This window comes from Chromobacterium sp. CCUG 30098 (assembly GCF_059916605.1).
In genome coordinates this window covers 463,024-479,768 of the sequence record NZ_JAUCGS010000001.1, presented here as the reverse complement: position 1 = coordinate 479,768, position 16,745 = coordinate 463,024, and the positions used below count along the sequence as shown (strand labels likewise).

Here is a 16,745-nt window from a genome sequence, read left to right as displayed (position 1 = left end):
TCCTGCTGGGAGGGGGTGATGAGGGGATTGCGCATGCCGGTTCAGCCTTCGTCGTCGCGCAGCGGCGCATAGACCCGGCTCGCGTCCCGGCCGTAAACGATCTTGCCTAGCCAGGCCGTGGCGCCGGCGTCCGCCAGATCCAGCTGGACCCGGAAGCGCTCCGCCGCGTCGGGCTCGACGCTGACCTCCGGATGACGCTGGTCCACGTCGATGGCGAAGTTGCCCAGTTCGTCGGTCTGGGCCTGGCCAATGTGGTTGCGCACCATGACATGGCGCAGCGGGGCGCCGTCGGCGCTGGTCAGCTGACCGAACACCGTCACCATCTGTTTGACCTTGGGCGTCACCCGCACCACATTGCCCGGGTAGAGCGTGTATTCGTGGTCGGTATCGGACACCTCGTAGCTGGCCTTGCCGCTTTCCGCGTCGCGCACATAGAAGTGGTAAGTGTTGTACGCCGGCACCGCGATCCAATTGCGGCCCTGGCGCAAGCTGTAAGCCTGCTCGTTCAACACCGCCTCCAGCGCGCCGTCCGGGGTCTCTGGCACGTCGACGACGACGCCGGCCTCCTCCTGCCCGCCGCCGGCGGCGATGGCGCCGCCGCCCCAGGCCAGGCCGCCCTGCAGATTGACGCTGGCGCTGCGGCTGTCCCCGTCGGCATCCACGGCAACATTGCCCTGGCCGTAACGGCCGTTGAAGCCGGCGTAGGCGCCGAAACTGGAAGACCGGCCCTCGGCCTCCTCGCGGCTGATGCTGGCATTGACGCCCACATCGTCGATCACGCTGTTTTCAAACGATTTGCTGGCCGACAGGTCCAGGGTGTCGCCGCCGTCCCGGTGCGACATGCCCACGCTGAAATTGCCGTCGATGGCGAGGTTGAAGGTCAGCATCGCGTAATACTGTTGATCGGCGGCCTTGCCGTTGAGATTGCGGCTGGTGCCGAGCTGCAACTGGGCGCCGCCCCATTTGCCGTTGTACATCTGCCGCGAATAATCGGCGCGCATGTATTGGTAGCCGCTGCCCCGGTCCCGGTCGTAACTGAGATTGAGCGAGCCGGCGTCCACGCCCCAGCCGTGCAGATTGACATTGGCCCCGACGGAATCGTAATCCCGGGCGTAGAAATTCAGCCGCCGGCCCTTGTCGCCGCGCTCGCTGGTCAGCCACAGGCTGCCAATGCCATGGGGCAAGGACAGATTGAGCGTGCCCGCCCGGCGCCGGGTGCCGTCGCTGGCCAGCAGGTTTTGCAGGCTGGCGCGGACCGCGTCGGACAGCTGCCAGGAGGCGTAGCCTTCCTGCACCGTGGTCTTGTCGTTTTGATACAGGGTCAGATTCCAGTCCAGCTGACGCCAGAGCCCGCCCGCCGACAAGCCGAACAAGGGACGGTAAGCCCCGCCCTCGTCCGCCGGCGCGCCCGGGCCGCCGTAGCGGGACATCGCCTCGCCGGCGCCGCCCCACAGCTGCCAGTTCAGGCCGTCGCGCAGGCTGGAGCCGCCCACCGGCTTGTTGATCCGATACAGGCGGCGGCTCTGCACCTGGCCGGCCACCAGCACCTCGACTTCCACGTCGTAAACGCCGGCCTGCAAGGCCGAGGTGTCCAGCCTATGATTGCCCATGCCCAGCCGCTGCGTGCTCAACAAGCGGCCCTCGCGCTTGAGCCGCACCTCGCCGGTGGCCGGCAGATAGACGTCGATGGGATTCAAGGACTGGCTGGCGTCCAGCTTCAGCGTCTGGCTGACGTTGCCGTAGGAAAAACCGTACATCCGGCTGCCGTTCAGCGTGGACACATTGCCCAGGCTCTGCAGATTCCAACCGTCCACCATGCCCAGCGCCAGCCGTTTGCCGTCGATATCGCGCTCATACATGACGCGGTCCAGCGTCACGGACTGATCCGCCGCCGCATCGTCGAGATAGGCGGAACCCATGACATTGAGATGATCAACGCCCAAGGACGTGGTGTCGTCGAAAGTGAGATAGCCGGAGGAATGGCCGCGGCCCTGATTGCGCGAGCTATAACCGTTGAACGCGTACTTCAGCACGCTGGACAAGCCTCCAGACGACGGAGCCCGCAGCACGGATTCCCGCTGATGGGCGCTATCGACGGCGAAGCCCTCCGGATCGAGAAACAGATCCACCCGCATCGCCAGCGCGTCCAATTGCAGACGCTCGTGGGCGCCCAGGCTCAGCGCGCCGTCCAGCCCAAACGTCCGCCCCGTCGCCTGCCGCAAGGCCTGCAGCGCGGCCGGGCTCAACACGCTCTTGTTGTTGGCCAGCAGCGGTTTGACCTTGTCCAGCCGCATCGAACCGTCGGCCTGCAGCCTCACCGTCAGCGTCGCCGACACCATTCCCTCGTCCGAGGCTTGCAGCGCCGAGCGCGCCACCAGCGGCATGGACACGCCTTGGCGCAACAGCTCCTTGATCTCCGTCGACAAGGCAAGCTTGTTTAACTGCACTTGCTGCGCCAGCGGCCGCCGCTCGGCATCCGCCACAGCGGCCAGCGCCGTCTCCGCCAACAGCAGCGCACTTAAAAAAACCATCCCGTTTTTAAGACCGCTGCGCCGCGCGCGCCTCATTCCGCGCCACCCAAACGCCTGGCCCCCATCGCCGCCGTCATGCCTTGCCATGCGCCGCGTCTTTTTCCGCGTCAAAGAACTTCCCATCCCGTTGCAACATCACCTTGTCCTGGTCCTGGCTGCTGTCTATCGTCTTGAAATTCACCGCATAGCCCGGACCAATCCAATAACGCTCCTTGCACACCTCGCCCAGCCGCTTTTCCCGGCACGGCCCGTAGGCGATAGCCTGAAACGACACATTGCCCCGGTTTTCCAGATGGCCGCGGCGATAGGCGTAAGCGAAACGCTGCTGTTTCGGGAACACCAGCAAATTGGTTCTGATGCCGGTCAAAAACTCGACATCGCCGCTTTTCTCGGAATCCGCGCTCTCATCCGCCAAACCCAGCAAGGCGTTTTTCCAGGTCACCTTGTAATAGCGCTCCCGCTCATCCTTGGGGCCGTTGTAAATGAAGCGCACCGCCTGATCCTGCCCCGCCGCCAGCAATACCCGCGCCGGGGTGAATTGCAGGCTGGCGCCATCGGCCTTCACCTCGCGCGCGCCCTCATACGGCGAATCCACCTGCGTCACGCTGACCGACAACAAGGACGCTCGCTGCTCGGTGTTTCTGACATGAATCGCGACCTCCCCCTTATTGGATGGAATCGCCGACGTCATGTCGGAAACCTGAATCGCTCCGGCCAAGGCCGGCAATAGCAAATAGAGCGCAGCGCAAAAATTCAACCACCATGGCATAAACCAGAACTCCTCAAAATAAAAAGGGAGCCAGGCTCCCTTTTATTGGCGCTACCATTTGAAATCAGCGAATGGAAACTTGGCTGCTTTCGTCTTCGCCTTTTACGGTTTTCTGCCAGGAGGCATCCAGAATCAGATCGAATTTGCCGACATACTGGCCATCGCTGAGTTTGGAGGCCTCGGTCACGATGGCGCCGTTGGCGTCCTTGCCGCTAATGAACTCCGCTTTCAATTGCGAAGTGCCGCTATTCTCGCCGGCCATGGCCGCCACTTTCGCGAACTCGCCAAAACCGGACAGGCCGTTCAGGTCCTGCGGCTCCGCGCTCAGTTTCACCTGTTTGCCGGTGTGGTCGGTCACGCTGAGATCAAAATCCATTTTCCCGATGGAGGCGGTATGGCTCAGCTGATGCTGCACCGAGGAGGCTTTCACCTTATAGCCGCTGATGGTGTATTCATCCGAATTCAGCATGCGGATATCGAAATCCAGATTCTTGGATTCGATGGTTTTGGAAATCGGGCTGTACACAAAATGCACATTCGGTTTTTTAGCGGTGATTTCGATAGCGTGCGAGCTATCCTTATCCGCGGTCACGTCCCATTCGGCGGAAGCGCGAGTGGAACCGGGAATGGCGTCGGCGGCATGGGCGCCGACGCTGAATACCGCAGCCAGCAAAGCAGGCAGCACGACTTTATTCATAATTTCGCTTTCAATGGCAATTCAGAAAATAAAAGCTGTAAATACAGCCAACAGCTGTATCTGGCCTGTCATTATCAAAAAGCCGCCAGTCAAATTCTATGAGAGCACTCTCAAATCACGCATTGCGGCCTTTTCATCCTCGCCATCGCCAAAATACTCGTCGGTTTTTCGGTTGTCGCCGCCGCTAGCCAAACCCTAAGCTGTGCGCTTTCAAACCGGAGACATCCATGGACTTCACCGCCCTGCACCATCAAGCCGAGCCGCTGTTGATGGCCAATGTCTGGGACGCCGACAGCGCCCGCCTCGCCGAACAGGCCGGCTATGCCGCCATCGGCACCTCAAGCGCGGCAATCGCCGCCATGCTGGGCTGCGAGGACGGAGAAGGCGTCGGCTTCGACGAACTGCGACAACTGATCGTCCGGCTGCGCGCCGCCTCCCGGCTGCCGCTGAGCGTGGACATGGAGGCCGGCTACGGCGACAGTCCCGCCCGCATCGTCGCCAACCTGCTCGACTTGGCCGCGCTTGGCGTGGCCGGCGTCAATCTGGAAGACAGCGTGGTGCGGCAAGGCCAGCGCCGCCTGCTGCCCGCGGAGGACTTCGCCGCCACGCTGGCCGCGGTGCGCGCCGGCATGACACAAGCGGGCGCCGCGCTGTTTCTCAACATCCGCACCGATATCTTCCTGCTGGGCGCGCCCGACGCGCGGACACAGGCCATCGCCCGCGGGCGCTTGTACGCCGAGCGCGGCGCGGACGGGCTGTTCGTGCCTGGCGTGGTTCAGGAAGAAGACATTCGCGCCATTGCCGAGGCGGTGCCGCTGCCCTTGAATGTGATGTGCATGCCGGCCTTGCCGGACTTCGCCGCTCTGGCGCGGCTGGGCGTCAAACGGATCTCCATGGGCAATGCCGTCCACGAGCAATTGCAGCGGAACTTGCGGAACATGCTGCAAAATATCCGCACCCAACAATCCTTCCAGGCTGTCTTCACCCATGCTGATCACTGACACGGCCCAGGCCGACGGCTATTACCGGGCGCTGCTGGAGCGCGCCGAGGAATACAACGGTATTTTCTTCGTCGGCGTCCGCACCACCGGCGTGTTCTGCATCGCCAGCTGCCGCGCGCGCAAGCCGAAACGGGAGAACGTCGAGTTTCACTCCAGCTTCAAATCGGCGCTGGACGCGGGCTTCCGCCCTTGCAAAATCTGCCGGCCCACCGAAAACGCGCACGCGGCGCCGCCGGCGGTGGCCCAAGTCATGGCCTGGCTGCGCGCCGATCCCCAAAGCCGGATCACGGACGGCTGGCTCAGGCAAAACGGCATCCGCCCGGAACCGCTGCGCCGCTGGTTTCTCCAGCATCACGGCATGAGCTTCCACGCTTTCCAGCGCATGCTGCGGATCAATGCCGCGCTGCAGGAGCTGAAGGGGGGCCGCAGCGCCACCCAGGTTGCATTCGACAGCGGCTACGACTCGCTCAGCGGCTTTGCCTACACCTACAAGAAACTGACCGGCAGCGCCCCCAGCGACCCTGCGCGCCTCATTCTGCTGCACCGCTTCACCACGCCGCTGGGGCCGATGCTGGCCTGCGCGACGGAACAGGGCATCTGTCTGCTGGAGTTCGCCGACCGGCGCATACTGGAAACCGAGTTCAAAGACCTGCAGCGCCTGCTCAAGGCGCGGATCATCGCCGGGGAGAACGAGCACACCCGGCAGGTAGAGCGGGAAATAGGCGAATACTTCGCCGGTAGCCGGCAACAGTTCGACGTGGCGCTGGAAACGCCGGGCAGCGCATTCCAGCGCAGCGTCTGGCAAAGCCTGCGGACGCTGGATTACGGCAGCACCCACAGCTATCAGAGCCTGGCGGAACGGATAGGCCGGCCCAGCGCGGTGCGCGCGGTGGCCGCCGCCAACGGCGCCAACCGCATCGCCATCATCGTTCCCTGCCACCGCGTGCTGGGCAAGGATGGCGCGCTGACCGGTTACGGCGGCGGCCTGGCGCGCAAGCAATGGCTACTGGAACACGAACGCGGTCCGGCCTCGGAGTCGACCTTCCGGCTGGAGGCTTAGAGCCTGTTCAAAGCCTCGCAAGCAAGGGCGAGACAAAGCGAAAGCGGCTGAGAAGGCGGAATGTACGAGTGGTACATGAGCATGTTGAGCTCGTTTTCAACGCCCCTTTCTATCCATCCCGCCGCCGCGCGGCGGACCCTAAGCCGCTTCCAACAGCCAGCCCTACCGGGCCGGCTGCCCCTCCCCGGCTTAGCTCCTCTTCTTCCGCCGTGGCTTCCGCTGCAAGGTTTCCAACTCGTCCAGGCTGAGATGGAAGCGTTGCACCGCCTCCACGTGTTGCGCCAGGTCGACCTGTTGCGCCCCCAAGTTCAGCAGTATCTCCAGATAGTTGAAGAAACTTTTGCACATGCTGCGGCGGTGGCCGCGGTCGCGAAAATCCATGTCGCTGGCAATGCGAAACAACAGCCCGCGCGCCGAGTGCTGGCGGTTGAGCTTCAGCATCTGCGCCAGGTGGGCGGCGTACTGGCGGCCCAAGGCGCAGGCCTCGAACTCATCCTTGGCTTCGGCAGGCTGCCAGTAATGCGGATAGGTGCGGCCTTCAACGCGGCGGATGAAGGGCAGGCTGAGGTCTTTGGCGTGGGGGCCGGCAAAGCGGTAGCGCGAGCGTGGACCTAGCGGCGGGAGTGGGGACACGGAGTCCAGACGGATGTCTTGGGTTTCAGTAGCGGACGGAGAAAGTTCGATGCCTAGCACCGGACGGACAAGCTTTACCATTTGCAACCTCCTGAGCAGAAGGGCCATGCCGCAAAGCGGCAGGGCGGGCACATGACAAGAGTTGGTCTACCGGTGAATGCTTGCACAAGCCGGTGCGCCCATAAGGACGCCACTTGCCACGGCCCGCCCGGATAGGCAAAGCAATGGCAACGGATACGCTGTGGAAACAGCGCATCCGCGACAAGCATTCATTATCAGGAGACCAATCCCGAGCGCCGCGATTGCTGCGGCGCGGGGGCTATTGTTGGGGAGCAGCGGGAGAGCGTCAAGCCAGCGGCATCCGGCCAGACCGGAATAGCCGCGCCTGGCACGCAGCGCGGGGCGGATTCAAGCCAGCGCTTGGGCTAGGAATGGCGTTAAATTGGCTGTTCAGGTTGCTTCGCAAAATGCCGGCGCACCCACTGCTCGCACACAAGCCAAAGCTGCGGCGCGCCTTTCTGGATCACCGGGCCGTAACGGGACAGCACCTGCTCCAGCGAAACATCGTTCTGCGTCCAAGTCCCGCCGCCGGTGAAGACATTGATCAGCAAAGGCTGGAAGCGGTCCAGCGCCTTGGCGAAACAGGCGTCCGCGCTTTCCGCGAGTTCGAACTCCCGCCACAAGGCCAGCAGCTCAGCGCCCTGCTCCGGCGGCAGCAAGCCAAACAAACGCTCCACCGCCCTCGCCTCTACTTCCGCCTGCGCCCCTGGCGCGGCCTGGCCGTGAATGGGGAAATCGCCGGCATCCACCTCCACCACGTCGTGCAGCAGCAGCATCTTGATCACCCGCTCGGTGTTGACCGGACCGCAGGCGTAATCGCCCAGCAGCAAGGCGTACATCGCCAGATGCCAGGAATGCTCGGCCGAGTTCTCCCGGCGGCTCTGGTCCAGCAACGGCGATTGCCGCAGCACCGACTTCAAGCGGTCTATCTCTCTCAGAAAATTCAGTTGCCGTTCCAAGGCCGATACTTGCATCGCTTATCCCGCATTCAGATCTGTTTCGCTACGGAGGGGGATTATAGCTGTGGTCCTCGTCTGACTCCTGTGTCGCCTATGCAATTATTCCTTAGCTCAACAATCTTGGATAACAGGTTGCCTGCCTAGAAACATTCCATTCCAATCGCACCTCAGTAGGTCCGCTCGGGATAGTGCCTGTGCAAGGGGTGTTGCTAGTCTGCCAAGACAGCGTTTGATGGTCTAAAAACCGGTGTACCTACATTCGACCCAACGAATGCCTTCAATAGCCGACGACATACCTCTGCTCCTGAAGGGAAGGCAGCAAGTCAACTTTCGCAGCCATCAGCCACTCACCGTGGCATCGGCAGCGATCAACTTTTAAGCTGCCTTATCTTCATACCCAGCTAGTACGGGGCAAACTAGACCGCCGTTCGCTCGTTGCGAACACTCATAATAGAAATGAGCCTCACTAGGGAGGCTCATCATAGCAGAGGCATAGCCCCCTAATTTTAGTTAGGGACGCATCTCTACTAATCGTTAGACATCAATAGTATGCGTCCAGTGTGACACTCCGCTTCTCGACAGATAATCGACAAGATTTCGGTCTCCATAGAACTGGACCCTACCATTCACTTGATAGGCCAAAGCAGACTGGTCCACCTTGAGCCCTGCGTTCCTAGCGGCGATAGTCAGCTGGTATAGTAGGGTATTGTTGTCGCCGCTCGTAGATTTTGCATCAAATACGGCGAAATCGATCCATCCGCCAGATGTCGATCTCTCTCTCAAATGTGCAAGACTGACTTTCATTTACCTTTCCCCTTTGCTTGGGCAAGCGCGCTGCCAGCCGCAGACTTGGAGGCCGCGCTAGTTCTGCCATCCCGAAGTACTTGAGAGGCGGCTGTTGCTGCAGAGGCCGAGGTCTGCTTACGAGGAGCCTTCGTTTGAGAAAGAGCGCTTCCAGCCGCAGTGCGGGAGTTATTACCTGTAGAAGTGCTTTGCAGGGTTTTAGATGCTGCAGTGGCAGCTTTGTTGCCGGTCGTTTTGGTATTGCTCATGGGCAGAGCCCTCATCCAAGAATTACATCGTAGAGATGTGCCATCCTTCGCTACACCTTGCGAGGAAGCCTTAACCAGAGGTACGCTGCAGGTCCCAACCAAAGCGTTCTGAAAGACTCGTCCCAAGGGCGACCGAGGAACCACCAGAGGCCGACGTTGAGTCGGCCTTTGGTTTTGCACTTTGTCACACAGAAACAACACAACATATTGATTTAATTTCTGCGATCAATACAAATCCTAGCGCCTAGATGCCCAGTTCGCAAGAAAGGCCAACATAGTTACCCACAATCTCCATACAATAGTGCCAAATATGGCCTATCTTGTGGATAAATGACCCCGGAACAAGAAAATCAGTACCTTAGGTTTGCCTCGCATGCCGAGTTACGTGTTTATCTCGCATCCAAGATTCGGCGAGCGCGGACACTTCGCAAAGAGTCCCAAGTAGCGTTTGCCACAAGAGCTGGGATAGCTTTAAGAACCTATAAAAGACTAGAAACACATGGTCTCGGACATCTTGATACCTTTTTGAAGGCTCTGATTGCTCTAGATCGTGGCCAATATCTTCATCTCTTGTTTACACCCGACAATCCATTGCCAAAAGTTCAGTCTCTTCAAGGCAAGCTGGAGTCGATTCGCCAGCGGCAAGGGTGAGGCCTGTTTTCAAATATTGAACAGGTATTACGGCTTACGTACCGGTCTGCTGATGGCTTCTTGTATCTCTTAACTGGACGCCCAAAGTCCAGTGAACGACAAGTTAAGGCTACTTTCCGGAGTATGACGAGCAAGGCCTCGTGGAGTATGAAGTTCTGCTTTGACCGACGAGACCCCCTTACCCTTGCACACCGTCAAACCAAGCAATCTCAAACGCAAAGAGGCCCTACCGGGCCTCTTCGTTTCACTCAACTAGCAACAAGCAGATCAGGTCATCGTCGTGACTGACTTTATTCTTACTGCTCGAACACCAGCCGCAAACCTCACTCCACCGTCACGCTCTTGGCCAGGTTGCGCGGCTTGTCGACGTCGGTGCCGCGCGCCAGCGCCACGTGGTAGGCCAGCATCTGCACCGGGATGGCGTGCACCACCGGGCTGAGCACGCCGACATGGCGCGGGGTGCGGATCACGTGCACGCCGTCGGATTCGCTGAAATGGCTGTCCAGGTCTGCGAACACGAACAGCTCGCCGCCGCGCGCGCGCACTTCCTGCATATTGGATTTCACCTTTTCCAGCAGCGTGTCGTTGGGGGCGATCACCACCACCGGCATGTCCTCGTCCACCAGCGCCAGCGGGCCGTGCTTGAGCTCGCCGGCCGGGTAGGCTTCGGCGTGGATGTAGGAGATTTCCTTCAGCTTGAGCGCGCCTTCCAGCGCGATGGGGAAATGCAGGCCGCGGCCCAGGAACAGCGCATTGTCCTTGGCGGCGAACTTGTCGGCCCAGGCCTTGATCTGCGGCTCCAGGTTCAACGCGTGCTGCACGCTGCCCGGCAGGTGGCGCAGTTCGTCCAGGTAGCGCGCCTCGTCGGCGGCGCTGACCTTGCCACGCATCTTGCCCAGGGTCACGGCCAGCGCGAACAGGCCCACCAGCTGGGTGGTGAAGGCCTTGGTGGAGGCCACGCCGATTTCGGCGCCGGCGCGGGTGAAGAACACCAGTTCGCTGGCGCGCGGAATCGCGGATTCGCGCACATTGCAGATAGACAGCGCGTAGCGGTGGCCTAGTTCCTTGGCGTATTTCAGCGCTTCCATGGTGTCCAGCGTCTCGCCGGATTGGGAGATGGTGGTCACCAGGTAATTGGGGTTGGCCCAGGCGCTGCGGTAGCGGTATTCGCTGGCGATTTCCACGTCGCACTGCACGCCGGCGATGGTTTCGATCCAGTATTTGGCGGTCAGGCCGGCGTAGTAGCTGGTGCCGCAGGCCAGGATTTTGACGCCTTCCAGCTGCGGCAGCACTTCGCCGGCGCGCTCGCCGAACAGCTCGGGATTGAAGCCGTAGTCCTGCACCGCGTCTATGGTGTCGGACAGCGCCTTCGGCTGTTCGTGGATTTCCTTCTGCATGAAGTGGCTGTACGGGCCCAGTTCCAGCGAGGCCAGCGACACGTCGGACACATGCACCGGGCGTTGCGCCGGCTGGTCGTCCTTGTCCAGCAGTTCCACGCCGTCGCGGGTCAGCCGGCCGATGTCGCCCTCTTCCAGGAAGATCACGCGGCGGGTGGCGGACACGATGGCGGAAACGTCGGAGGCGATGAAGTTCTCGCCGTCGCCCAGGCCCACCAGCAGCGGGCAGCCCATGCGCGCGCACACCAGTTCGTCCGGGCGGTCCACCGCGATCACGCCGATGGCGTAAGCACCGGTCAGCTCGCGGCTGGCGCGCTTGACCGCGTCGAACAGGCTGTCGCCGGCTTGGTAGTAGTGATGCACCAGGTGAGCGATGACTTCGGTGTCGGTCTGGGATTCGAAGGCGTAGCCCAGGCCTTTCAAGCGTTCGCGCTGCTCTTCGTGGTTTTCGATGATGCCGTTGTGCACCACGGCGATCTTGCCGAAGGATACGTGCGGATGGGCGTTGGGTTCGGTGACGCCGCCATGGGTGGCCCAGCGGGTGTGGCCGATGCCCACCTGACCTTGCAGGCTTTCTTCCGCCGCGGCGTTTTCCATCTCCGCAACGCGGCCGACGCGGCGCACGCGACGGATGGCGTCGCCGGCCAAGACCGCCACGCCGGCGGAGTCGTAGCCGCGGTATTCCAGCCGCTTCAGGCCGTCCACCAATACCGGAACCACATTACGCGCCGCGATGGCGCCGACAATGCCGCACATTACTTTCTCCTTGGACTATCAGCAGGCGAGGACGCGCAGATCAGCGCAATGCCCTTCGCCTGAATTTGGGTTCTGGCCTCCGCCGACAAGGCGTCGTCGGTCACCAGGGTATGAATGCGCTCCCACGGCAATTCCAGATTGGGGATGCGCCGGCCTATCTTTTCCGACTCCACCATCACGATGACTTCGCGCGCCACTTCGGCCATTACGCGCGACAAGCCCACCAGTTCGTTGAAGGTGGTGGTGCCGCGCTCCAGGTCGATGCCGTCCGCGCCGATGAACAGCTGATCGAAATCATAGGAACGCAGCACCTGTTCCGCCACCTGGCCCTGGAAGGATTCGGAATGCGGGTCCCAGGTGCCGCCGGTCATCAGCAGCGTCGGCTCGTTCTCCAGCTCGCGCAGCGCGCCGGCCACGTTCAGGGAGTTGGTCATCACCACCAGGCCGCGCTTATTGCCCAGCAGCGGGATCATCGCGCTGGTGGTGGTGCCGCTGTCTATGATCACGCGGTTGTGGTCGCGCAGCCGCTCGGCGGCGGCGCGGGCGATGGCGATCTTTCGTTTTGAAACCTGTTCCGCGTCTTCCTCAACCACCATCTCCGACGGCAAGGACACCGCGCCGCCGTAGCGGCGCAGCAGCAGGCCGCCGGTTTCCAGCAGGGCCAGGTCTTTGCGTATGGTCACTTCGGAGGTGGAAAAGCGCTTGGTCAGCTCGTCCACGCTGACCTCGCCGCGTTCCTGCACCAGGGCGGCGATGGCGTGACGGCGTTGCTGAGTGTTTCGCTTGGTCATTTTATGTTTCGTTTCGAAAGTTTCGCGATCATAGCAGCGCCGCTTCGGCTTTGACAAGCGCCGGCCGCGGAAGCGTCGCGCCGCGGCAAGGGGTTGTCGCAAGAATGCCGCCATGAAAAACGGCGCCCATCCTCCAAATCAGGAGAATGGACGCCGCATGGCGATGGAAGGGAATCAGTCGGTTTTTTTCTGCGGCCGCTTCCAGCCCGGCACCGTGACCTGGCGCGCGCGCGCCACCGTCAGTTCGCCGGCCGGCGCGGTCCGGCTGATCACCGAGCCGGCGCCTATGGTGCTGTAGGATTCCAGCGTCACCGGCGCCACCATCAGGGTGCCGGAGCCGACGAAGACGTTGTCGCCGATCACGGTCTTGAATTTGTTGATGCCGTCGTAATTGCAGGTCACCGAGCCGGCGCCCACATTCACCTTGCCGCCGATCTCGGCGTCGCCAATATAGCTCAGGTGGTTGACCTTGGAGCCTTCGCCTATCGTGCTCTTCTTCACTTCGACGAAGTTGCCGATATGCACGTGGCCGGCCAGTTTCGCGCCGGGGCGCAGCCGGGCGTAAGGCCCGATCCGGCATCCCTCGCCCACCACCGCGTCTTCCAGATGCGAGAACGGGGCGATCTTGGTGCCGGCGGCCACTTTGACGTTTTTCAGCACGCAGTGCGCGCCGATGTCCACTTGCTCGCCCAGCTCCACCACGCCTTCGAACACGCAGCCCACGTCTATGCTCACGTCCATGCCGTGGCTAAGTTCGCCGCGGATGTCGATGCGCGCCGGGTCCGCCAGCGTGACGCCGGCTTCCAGCAAGGCTTGCGCCTGGTTGCGCTGCAGGATGCGCTCCAGCTCGGCCAGCTGCACCTTGTTGTTGACGCCGGCGGCTTCCCAGCTGGCGTCCACGCTGGCGCTGTCCACGCTCACGCCGTCCGCCACCGCCAGGGCCAGCACGTCGGTCAGATAGTATTCGCCCTGGGCGTTGCCGTTGTTGAGCGCGGCAAGCCAGCCGGCCAGCCGCGCATTGGGCAGGGCCATCATGCCGGTGTTGATTTCACGGATCGCCAGTTGCGCCGGCGTACAGTCCTTGTGCTCGACGATGGCTTGGAGCTTGCCGTCCGCGCCGCGCACCATGCGGCCGTAGCCGCTGGCGTCGTCCAGCACGTCGGTCAGCACCGCCATGCCGGCGCCGGCGGCGTCGGACAAACGATGCAGCGTGTCCGCCTTGGTCAGCGGCACATCGCCGTACAACACCATGGTCTTGCCGTCCTTCGGCAGGTGCGGCAGGGCCATCTTCAGCGCGTGGCCGGTGCCCAGCTGCTCGGCCTGCTCGGCCCAGATCAGGTCCGCGTCCGGGATGGCCGCCCGCACCTGTTCGCCGCCGTGGCCGTACACCACGATCAGACGCGCAGGCTTCAAGGCGCGCGCGGTGCGGATCACCCGCGCCAGCATCGGCTCGCCGCCTATGGGGTGCAATACCTTGGGTTTGGAGGAGTACATGCGCTTGCCCTTGCCGGCAGCGAGAATGACGATGCTGAGACTGTCCATGGTTTTTTCACGACTCGAAAACGGAAAAAGGCTGCCACTTGCGTGGCAGCCTACTATACACGATTACATCTCTTATCAGTGGGCGCGCTTCTTGAGGAAATCCAGCGCCTTCAACTCCGCGATGGCCACTGCCAGAGCAGCGTGCGCCTTCGCGGTGGAGAGGTCGTCGGTGGCGCGCTTGAGAGAATCCTCCGCAGCGCGTTTTGCCTCATTGGCGCGGGCCTCGTCGAGATCCTCGCCGCGAATCGCCGTATCGGCCAGCACGGTGATCAGGCTGGGCTGCACTTCCATCATGCCGCCAGACACTGCCACCAGTACTTCTTCGCTGCTGCCCGGCACTTTCAGACGCAGCACGCCGGGCTTGATACGGGTCAGGAGCGGCACGTGTTGGGGATACACACCGATCTCGCCTTCGGTAGCCGGCGCAACCACGAACTCAGCTTCGCCGGAGAAGATCATTTGCTCGGTGCTGACCACTTCCACACGCATCTTGGACATCAGCCCTCTCCTTAGTTAAGGGTCTTGGCTTTCTCGGCAGCTTCTTCAATGGAGCCAACCATGTAGAACGCTTGTTCCGGCAGATGGTCGTACTCGCCAGCGAGAATGGCCTTGAAACCCTTGATGGTTTCGCGCAGCGGCACGTATTTGCCCGGCGAGCCGGTAAATACTTCAGCCACGTGGAACGGCTGGGACAGGAAGCGCTGGATCTTACGGGCGCGAGCCACGACCAGTTTGTCTTCCTCGGACAGTTCGTCCATACCCAGAATCGCGATGATGTCGCGCAGTTCCTTGTAACGCTGCAGCGTGGACTGCACGCCACGGGCTACCGTGTAGTGCTCGTCGCCTACCACCAGCGGATCCAGCTGACGCGAGGTGGAGTCGAGCGGATCCACCGCCGGGTAGATACCCAGCGAAGCGATGTCGCGCGACAGAACCACGGTGGCGTCCAAGTGGGCGAAGGTGGTCGCCGGGGACGGGTCGGTCAAGTCATCCGCAGGCACGTATACGGCCTGGATGGAGGTGATCGAGCCATCGCGGGTCGAGGTAATGCGCTCTTGCAGGCGGCCCATTTCTTCCGCCAGCGTCGGCTGATAGCCCACGGCGGAAGGCATACGGCCCAGCAGAGCGGATACTTCGGTACCGGCCAGGGTGTAACGGTAGATGTTGTCCACGAAGAACAGCACGTCGCGGCCTTTGCCGCTTTCGTCTTTCTCGTCGCGGAAGTGCTCGGCCATGGTCAGACCGGTCAGGGCCACGCGCAGACGGTTGCCCGGCGGCTCGTTCATCTGGCCGTACACCATCGCCACTTTGTCCAGTACGTTGGAGTCCTTCATCTCGTGATAGAAGTCGTTACCTTCACGAGTGCGCTCACCAACGCCGGCAAACACGGACAAACCGGAGTGTGCCTTGGCGATGTTGTTGATCAGTTCCATCATGTTCACGGTCTTGCCCACGCCGGCGCCGCCGAACAGGCCCACTTTGCCGCCTTTGGCGAACGGGCACAGCAGGTCGATCACCTTGATGCCGGTTTCCAGCAGGTCGGTGGCGGGGGACAGTTCGTCGAACTTCGGAGCGGGCTGGTGGATGGCGCGGCGAACATCGGTCGCTACCGCGCCGGCTTCGTCCACCGGGTTGCCCAAGACATCCATGATGCGGCCCAGGGTGGCGCTGCCCACCGGCACCGAGATCGGTGCGCCGGTGTTGACTACGCTCATGCCACGCTTCAGGCCGTCAGAGCTGCCCATGGCGATGGTGCGCGCTACGCCGTCGCCCAGCTGCTGCTGGACTTCGAGCGTCAGGTCGGCATCAACCAGCTTCAGGGCATCATAAACCTTTGGCATGGCGTCGCGCGGAAACTCCACGTCGATCACCGCGCCAATGATTTGTACGATTTTACCTTGGCTCATTATCGGTTCCTAAACATTAAACTTTTTCAGTCTGCGACGGCTTACACCGCTGCGGCGCCTGCCACGATTTCAGACAATTCGGTAGTGATCGCCGCTTGACGCGCCTTGTTGTACACAAGTCGCAGTTGCTTGATCGTGTTACCGGCGTTGTCCGTGGCGGATTTCATCGCCACCATGCGGGCAGCTTGCTCGGAGGCCATGTTCTCGGCCATCGCCTCGAACACAACCGACTCGATATAGCGTTTGACCAGGAACTCCATCACGGCAAGGGCGCTCGGCTCGTACAGGTAATCCCACGAGTGCGAGTGCTCCACCACCATGTGTTCCGAGGTCAACGGCAGCAGCTGTTCAGTCGCCGGCTCCTGCTTCATCGTATTGATGAAACGGGAGTAAACGATGTAGAGCGCGTCCAGTTCGCCTTCGGCGTACTGCTTGAACAGCACCGTAAGCGGGCCAATCAGTTTTTCCATCTTCGGCACATCGCCGAGCTGGGTTGCGCTGGCCACAACGTTGAGGCGCGCGCGCTGGCATGCCGCCAGGCCTTTCTGGCCCAGGCAGCAGACATCCACTTCGATGCCCTGGTCCTGCAGATCCTTGACTTGGGCAAAGAAGCGCTTGAGCGTGTTCACGTTCAAGCCGCCGCACAGGCCCTTGTCGGAGGTCATCAGGATGATGCCGGCGCGTTTGACTACGTCGCGGCTTTGCAACAGCGGGTGCTCAAGATCCGTGTTCGCCTGAGCAAGGTGCGCCATGACTGTGCGCACCTTCTCGGCGTAAGGACGGGCAGCGCGCATACGCTCTTGCGTTTTGCGCATCTTGGAGGTCGCCACCATTTGCATTGCGCGAGTGATCTTCTGCGTGTTTTGCACGCTTCGGATCTTGGTGAGAATCTCTTTGCCGACTGCCATTCCTGAACCTTTCCTAGTAACTGTTTGCGTT

At 61.7% G+C, this 16,745-nt stretch carries 13 protein-coding genes; 2 read left to right on the top strand and 11 right to left on the bottom strand.

What is annotated here, in order from left to right; translation table 11 throughout:
- Positions 1 to 41 precede the first annotated feature (41 nt).
- The 3 genes from QUG03_RS02320 to QUG03_RS02310 all read right to left on the bottom strand — a co-directional run bounded on the left by QUG03_RS02320 (position 42) and on the right by QUG03_RS02310 (position 3,997).
- A complete protein-coding gene (locus QUG03_RS02320; RefSeq protein WP_500819257.1) occupies positions 42 to 2,531 on the bottom strand; it encodes a CS1-pili formation C-terminal domain-containing protein in 2,490 nt (829 codons plus the stop codon).
- A 73-nt stretch (positions 2,532 to 2,604) separates the two neighbouring features.
- Complete coding sequence (locus tag QUG03_RS02315; protein WP_474454860.1) at positions 2,605 to 3,300, bottom strand: EcpB family pilus assembly chaperone; 696 nt, start codon at positions 3,298 to 3,300, stop codon at positions 2,605 to 2,607.
- A gap of 64 nt (positions 3,301 to 3,364) precedes the next feature.
- Complete coding sequence (locus tag QUG03_RS02310; protein WP_500819256.1) at positions 3,365 to 3,997, bottom strand: common pilus major fimbrillin subunit EcpA; 633 nt, start codon at positions 3,995 to 3,997, stop codon at positions 3,365 to 3,367.
- 227 nt (positions 3,998 to 4,224) lie between these two features.
- Here QUG03_RS02310 and QUG03_RS02305 point away from each other — a divergent pair, with 227 nt between their 5' ends.
- Together QUG03_RS02305 and QUG03_RS02300 are read left to right on the top strand one after the other, a co-directional pair.
- Positions 4,225 to 4,998 carry an isocitrate lyase/PEP mutase family protein gene (locus tag QUG03_RS02305; protein WP_500819255.1) on the top strand — a complete coding sequence of 258 codons (774 nt, stop codon included), beginning with the start codon at positions 4,225 to 4,227 and terminating at the stop codon, positions 4,996 to 4,998.
- Positions 4,985 to 6,058, top strand: a complete 1,074-nt coding sequence (locus tag QUG03_RS02300; protein WP_500819254.1) for a bifunctional transcriptional activator/DNA repair enzyme AdaA — start codon at positions 4,985 to 4,987, stop codon at positions 6,056 to 6,058. Before QUG03_RS02305 ends, QUG03_RS02300 begins: the two co-directional genes overlap by 14 nt.
- A gap of 189 nt (positions 6,059 to 6,247) precedes the next feature.
- Here QUG03_RS02300 and QUG03_RS02295 read toward each other — a convergent pair whose 3' ends face one another.
- The 8 genes from QUG03_RS02295 to atpG form a co-directional block, all read right to left on the bottom strand.
- Positions 6,248 to 6,772, bottom strand: a complete 525-nt coding sequence (locus QUG03_RS02295) for a hypothetical protein (RefSeq protein WP_500819253.1) — start codon at positions 6,770 to 6,772, stop codon at positions 6,248 to 6,250.
- Between the two features lie 356 nt (positions 6,773 to 7,128).
- Positions 7,129 to 7,725: an HD domain-containing protein gene (locus tag QUG03_RS02290; protein WP_500819252.1), complete on the bottom strand. Its 597-nt coding sequence runs from the start codon at positions 7,723 to 7,725 to the stop codon at positions 7,129 to 7,131.
- Between the two features lie 2,011 nt (positions 7,726 to 9,736).
- Positions 9,737 to 11,566 carry a glutamine--fructose-6-phosphate transaminase (isomerizing) gene (gene glmS, locus QUG03_RS02285; RefSeq protein ID WP_279720431.1) on the bottom strand — a complete coding sequence of 610 codons (1,830 nt, stop codon included), beginning with the start codon at positions 11,564 to 11,566 and terminating at the stop codon, positions 9,737 to 9,739.
- Positions 11,566 to 12,357: a DeoR/GlpR family DNA-binding transcription regulator gene (locus tag QUG03_RS02280; RefSeq protein WP_227105517.1), complete on the bottom strand. Its 792-nt coding sequence runs from the start codon at positions 12,355 to 12,357 to the stop codon at positions 11,566 to 11,568. Before QUG03_RS02280 ends, glmS begins: the two co-directional genes overlap by 1 nt.
- A gap of 174 nt (positions 12,358 to 12,531) precedes the next feature.
- A complete protein-coding gene (gene glmU / locus QUG03_RS02275; RefSeq protein ID WP_500819251.1) occupies positions 12,532 to 13,899 on the bottom strand; it encodes a bifunctional UDP-N-acetylglucosamine diphosphorylase/glucosamine-1-phosphate N-acetyltransferase GlmU in 1,368 nt (455 codons plus the stop codon).
- A 75-nt stretch (positions 13,900 to 13,974) separates the two neighbouring features.
- On the bottom strand, positions 13,975 to 14,397 hold the full coding sequence (locus QUG03_RS02270) for a F0F1 ATP synthase subunit epsilon (protein ID WP_019103740.1): 423 nt from the start codon (positions 14,395 to 14,397) through the stop codon (positions 13,975 to 13,977).
- A gap of 11 nt (positions 14,398 to 14,408) precedes the next feature.
- Entirely contained in the window at positions 14,409 to 15,806 is a 1,398-nt protein-coding gene (gene atpD, locus QUG03_RS02265) for a F0F1 ATP synthase subunit beta (RefSeq protein ID WP_019103741.1), read from the bottom strand.
- 41 nt (positions 15,807 to 15,847) lie between these two features.
- Complete coding sequence (gene atpG / locus QUG03_RS02260; RefSeq protein ID WP_048410022.1) at positions 15,848 to 16,714, bottom strand: F0F1 ATP synthase subunit gamma; 867 nt, start codon at positions 16,712 to 16,714, stop codon at positions 15,848 to 15,850.
- Positions 16,715 to 16,745: the final 31 nt, after the last annotated feature.